This window comes from Mycobacterium sp., from assembly GCF_032162605.1.
GTDB lineage: Bacteria > Actinomycetota > Actinomycetes > Mycobacteriales > Mycobacteriaceae > Mycobacterium.
Map to the genome: position 1 here is coordinate 1 of NZ_JAVROT010000179.1, position 4,563 is coordinate 4,563.

General features: G+C 64.2%; 3 protein-coding genes and 1 pseudogene. 1 reads left to right on the top strand and 3 read right to left on the bottom strand.

Features of this window, described 5'->3' with window-relative positions; all coding sequences use genetic code 11:
• The coding region (locus QOI01_RS11200; protein ID WP_526380849.1) for an ABC transporter permease at window positions 1-626 on the bottom strand (626 nt) is incomplete at its 3' end.
• 14 nt (window positions 627-640) lie between these two features.
• A complete protein-coding gene (locus tag QOI01_RS11205; protein ID WP_526380845.1) occupies window positions 641-2,164 on the bottom strand; it encodes an ABC transporter substrate-binding protein in 1,524 nt (507 codons plus the stop codon).
• A gap of 301 nt (window positions 2,165-2,465) precedes the next feature.
• On the opposite strand from QOI01_RS11205, the gene QOI01_RS11210 reads away from it, so the two are divergent.
• The gene (locus tag QOI01_RS11210; RefSeq protein WP_526380847.1) at window positions 2,466-3,965 is read left to right on the top strand and encodes a PE-PPE domain-containing protein; all 1,500 of its coding nucleotides are present in this window, start codon (window positions 2,466-2,468) and stop codon (window positions 3,963-3,965) included.
• Window positions 3,966-4,134: 169 nt separating this feature from the next.
• Here QOI01_RS11210 and QOI01_RS11215 read toward each other — a convergent pair.
• Window positions 4,135-4,563: pseudogene (locus QOI01_RS11215) on the bottom strand (hypothetical protein); the annotation flags it as partial.

Genomic DNA, 4,563 nt, shown 5'->3' on the forward strand with positions numbered 1-4,563 from the left:
CGGACGTAGCGGGTCAGGATGGCGGCGGCGACGAGACCGACCACGAGACCGGGCAGAACTAGGTGGCGGAACCAGCCGCCGGGATCGTCGAACAACGGCCGGTATCCGGAGGTGGGCAGCCAGCCGAGGGTGGTGGCGAACAGGGCGATCAGCAGTATGCCCATCCAGAAGTCGGGAATCGAGACGCCGAACTGGCTGGTGACGCGGACGATGGCGTCGCTGAACCTGCCCTCGTGCAATGCCGACCAGATTCCGGCGGGCAGCGCGATCGCCAATGCGATCACGATGCCGAAGACGGCGAGTGAGACGGTCGCAGGCAAGCGGTCCAGCAGGATCTGGACCACCGGGTCGCCATTGCGGAAGCTGACCCCGAGGTCACCGGTGAATGCCGAGCCGACGTAGCTGAAGAATTGCGTCACGAGCGGCCGGTCCAGACCGCTCGCCGCGCGCAGCGCCTCGTACGCCTCCGGCGTGTAACGCGTGCCGAGCGCGATGCGAACCGGGTCTCCTGGCACCAGCTGGACGAGCGCGAACACCACGATCAGCACGCCGATGAGCACGATCAACGAGTATGCGAGGCGCCGGGCCAGGAACCGTACGACGGGGTGAGTCACGAACGCAGGCATGACCATTGGGCGAGTCATTGGTCACCGCCCTGGGACAGACTGGCCGTCCTGAACCGAATCGCGCCGTCGCGGCGCGCGTCATAGCCCGACATCCTGGTGGTCCAGGCCTGCACCACCGCGGGGTTGTAGAGATAGATGTAGCTGACCTCATCGGCGATGATCGTGGCAGCCTTCGTGTAATCCTGTTGACGCGCTTGTCGATTCGTCTCCACGCGACCCGCGTCCAACAGTCGGTCGACGTCGGGATTCGAGAACTTCTGGGCGTTGCTCGAGCCGTCGGTGTGGTGTTGCGCGTAGTAGAAGTCGTCGGGGTCGATGTTGCCGAGCCAGCCCATCATCAGCATGTCGAAGTGTCCGGAGTTCTGCTCGTCGAGCCAGGTCGCGAAGTCGACGGTGCGGATGTTGACCGTGATGCCAAGGGGGGCAAGGTTGTCGGCGATCACCTGAGCCGCGGTAACGGTTTCCGGATACTCGCTGGTGACCAACATGTCCATCTTGTCGGGATGCGCCCCCGCCTCGTCGAGCAGACGCTTCGCCTGATCGGTGTCGTAGCGGTACCCGTCGTAGGGCGTGTACCAGGGGTTGCCCTCGGGGATCGCCAGCTGGTTCGCCGTCGCACTGCCGTAACTCGTTGCCTGCACGATGGATTGGCGGTCGATGCCGTAGGCGATGGCCTGCCGCACGCGCGGATCGTTCCATGGCGCGCGGGCCTCGTTGAGTGCGAGGTACCAGTAGTCATTGCTCGGCGTCACGGCGAGCTTCAGGGAGTCGTCGTCCTTGAGTTGTGAGATGCGCTGGGTGGGCACCGAGTCCGTCCAGTCGATCTCGCCGGCCTGCAACGCCGACAGCGCGGTGGACGGTTCGGTGATGAACTCGAACGTCACCCCCGGCACCTTGGGTGGGCCGCCCCAGTACTTCGCGTTCGCCTTGAGGATTATCGAGTCCCCGCTCTTCTGGGAGACGAACGCGAACGGACCGGTGCCGACCGGGTGGGTGGCGATCTGGCCGCTCTCGACGTTCTTGCGGGAGACGATCGCCATGCCCTTGAACCCGCCGATGTTCGTCAGCAGATTCGGCGTCGGGTGTTTGACGCGGATGAGGACGGTGTCCGCGTTGGGAGCATTCACGTCGGTGACGGCGCTGAACTTGTCGACGTTGGCCAGCTTCTCGTCGATGATGCGGCGGTAGGAGTAGACGACATCGTCAGCGCTGAACGGGCTGCCGTCGTGAAAGGTCACGCCCTTGCGCAGATGAAAGTTCCAGGTGAGCTGATCGGGTGAAACACTCCACGATTCAGCGAGCGCGGGACGCATCTCCAGGTTCGCATCGGGTTCGACGAGGGTGTCGAACACGTTCTCCAACACCTCGAAGGAGAAGTACGCGCTGGTCTTCTGCGGATCGAGCTGATCGGGCTCGCCTGCGATGGCCGCGATGAGGTTGCCCGACCCCTGGCCGAGGTCGACCCGTTGCGCCGGCGCGCAGGACACGGCCATCAAAAGGGCGACGACAGCGGCGATGACGGCCGCGGGTTGTCGCATTGTCGTCTCTCCGTGCGGATTTTCGAGTGATGTCAGCGCTGCTGCGGAAGGCGTCTACCCGTTCGATGCCGATCGCACACGTCCACCTCGCACGGCGGCGACGAAGCAACTCACACCCCGGCAGGACCCATCGCAGATTCATGATCGGATAGCCCATTGACACCCACTGGGGTTAGCCAGGAGCAAACCTTTGCGGATGCGCGCAAACGCTTCCGTTATGTGTGCGTTACCTCTATTCTGGCTAACAATTTGCGGCTGGAGTGCGCAATGGGGGCATTTTAGGAGCATGGGGGCTTGATTCGTGGCAAAGCATCGGCAGCCGACGGCGAACAAGTGGGCGCCCTACGTCACCACCGGGATCGCGCTCAATGCGGCAACGTTGTTCGCCTTCACCTATGCCACCGACAGTCACGTCACCATCGACAGCATGCTGGCCGCCAGCACCTCGATCTTCGTCGACGGAACGAAGTCGATCACGGGCAACGAAGAGGGCATCTCGCCCTACCGCATGGCGGACTCGTTCATGGGCATGTACGACCGGACAGCCCCAGGTCGCGAAGGAACCAACGTCTTCGTCGACTACCCGCGCAGCCTGGGTCCGCTCACCGGCTTCGGTGATCCCACGTATGACGCTTCCGAGGGCGAAGCGACGACCAAGACTGTCGCTGCGGTCGAGACCGCACGCAAGGCAAACCCGGGTGACAAGATCTACGTCGTCGGCTACTCGCAAGGGGCTGGCGCAGCGTCGCAGGCCATCGCGCAGCTCAAGGCCGACGGCGCGGCACTCCACGGCGACGACAACTACTACTTGAACAACGTGGAATTCGTCCTGGCGGCGGACCCCCGTCGGAACGACGGAGGCATCCTGGCACGCCTGCCGAAGGGTGTCTACATCCCCATTCTCGGCGTGAGCTTTGGCGACGGGACCAGTGCGCAGGGCACGAACGCGAAAATCCTGCAGGTGACCAAGCAGTACGACGGCGTGGCCGACGCACCCAACTACATATTCAACGTCGTCGCCGATCTGAACGCGGTCATGGGCTTCTACTACCTGCACTCGGGTTACTACAAGGATGTGAATCTGGGCGAGATTCCCGCCGACGGCAAGATCGTCACCTCCGGCAGCGCCATAGGCGCCGACGGCGAACCCCTGGTCACCGACGTACTCATCAAGGCACCCGTGGGAGAACTGCCCCTGACGATGCCGCTCCTTCAGCTCGGCGTGCCCAGGTCCGTCATCGAGGCGCTGGATCCGTTCCTTCGGGCCATCATCGAGACCGGTTACGACCGGCCAGAAGTCGCTCCATCGCAGCCGGTGCCGTTCCAGTTGCTGCCGCCGGCCAGTAAATGGCTACCCGATGTGCAATCCGTCGCGACCGGAGCGGTCGAGACGGGTCGGGCGCTGACGGGAACGGCTCCCGTGCCCTCGGATCCTGTGGTGAACAACAACAAGCTCACCGTCACCACGTTCGTGGAGCCGGGTCCCGTATCGGGCCAGGACGTCGTCGAGGGGCAGGACCCCCCGCCCTCGGACACACCGGATCCGGAAGATTTCGTCGTCGATTCGTCGAAGGCGCCGACCACGCCAACTCAGGTCAAGCCCAAGACCACCGTCAACAAGTTCAAGCCGTTCGGCGGCTGGAAGCCCGGAGACCTGCTGCGCAAGATCGTCCACCCACAGCCGATGGCTGGCGGCTCATCAGACGACAGGCACACCACGGCACCCGACCCTCCAAGCCAGCCGCCCGCGGACAACGACGACGCATCGAAGAAAGACGGCCTCGCCAAAGATGCGGCCTAGGCTGACCCGAGCCGTCAACTCGTTAACAGCAGGTGGCGGCGGGTTCGGCGAATTGGGTGGGCGGTCTATCGACGGTGAATCAATTGCGCCGCTTGGTCGCCATCGCGCGGGTCATTACTCAACTCCTGGGCGATCTGCGTATTGCTCGAATTATCTTCGCAGGCAACGACTATTCGACAGTGTTGCGCTGGGGCGTGGGCGCTGTGGGGTTGACGAGCCCCCGGGCATGCGCCACGTCTATTGGCCGATGGCGGATTGGGGACTCGGGACACCAGAACGGTGGGGTGGTGTCGGGGGTTGCTTGTTCGGCTGCGGCTGCGGTTCGGTTGAGTTCGCGTTCGTCGTTGATGCGGCGGGCCCGGTCCTGGGTGCGGGTCGTGCTGCGGCGCGGCATCCTCAACCCCGCACTGTGGGCCGGCCGAGCGGGCACGTCGACGGGAACGACCGGTGCTGTCGGTTGGCACAGTTCTGGGAACAGCAGCCGACTGCCCGGGGTGGTGGTGTAGTTCTGCCCGTCGGGTGCGGTCCAGATGACGGTCCCGTCGGGCAGTTGTCGCTCCCGCCACCCAGCCTCACCGGCCCAGAAGGTCTTGAACAG

What these genes read in the sequence shown, in the direction of transcription:
- QOI01_RS11205 (WP_526380845.1), bottom strand. Translation starts at nt 2,164, where the DNA reads ATGCGACAACCCGCGGCCGTCATCGCCGCTGTCGTCGCCCTTTTGATG.